Source organism: Streptomyces sp. DH12, assembly GCF_020873895.1.
Lineage (GTDB): Bacteria > Actinomycetota > Actinomycetes > Streptomycetales > Streptomycetaceae > Streptomyces.
This window is the reverse complement of sequence record NZ_JAHWGT010000989.1, coordinates 1-461: the sequence shown is the minus strand read 5'-3', so window position 1 is coordinate 461 and position 461 is coordinate 1. Positions and strand designations below refer to the sequence as shown.

General features: G+C 75.5%; 1 protein-coding gene. It reads left to right on the top strand.

The window, feature by feature from the left end:
• Positions 1–461, top strand: a 461-nt coding sequence (locus LPA54_RS38130) for an aminoglycoside phosphotransferase family protein (protein WP_228984970.1), incomplete at both ends; no start/stop codon positions are given.

Sequence of the window (461 nt, the reverse complement as noted above, 5' to 3'; positions counted from 1 at the left end):
ATTCGAACCGCCGCGGCGTCTGGTGAGGGCGCTCGGTGAGACGGCGCCCGAGGGTGACGACTGGCTGGAGAAGCTGCCCGAGCTGGTGCGTGAGGCCGTGGAGCCGCGCGAGTTGACGGTGGAGCGGGTGCAGCTGCCGGGCGGACGCAGCAGCCTGGTGGTGCTCGTCCGCAGGGCCGACGGCACGCCCGCCGTGCTGAAGCTGGCGCCGCCCCGTGCGCGTCCGCAGAGCGAGCGCGTGGCGCTGGCCCACTGGGGCGGCCGGGGGGCGGTGCAGTTGCTGGAGCCGGTGTCCGAGGGCTCCGAGGGAGTGCTGCTCCTGGAGCGGCTGCACCCGGACGTCTCGGTGCGGACGCTCCCCGAGGCGAAGGCGCTGCTGGAGGCGGCGGGCACCCTGCGCAGGCTGTGGGTGGACCCGCCGGAGGGCCATGTGTTCGAGACGGTGGCCGAGCGCACCGGGC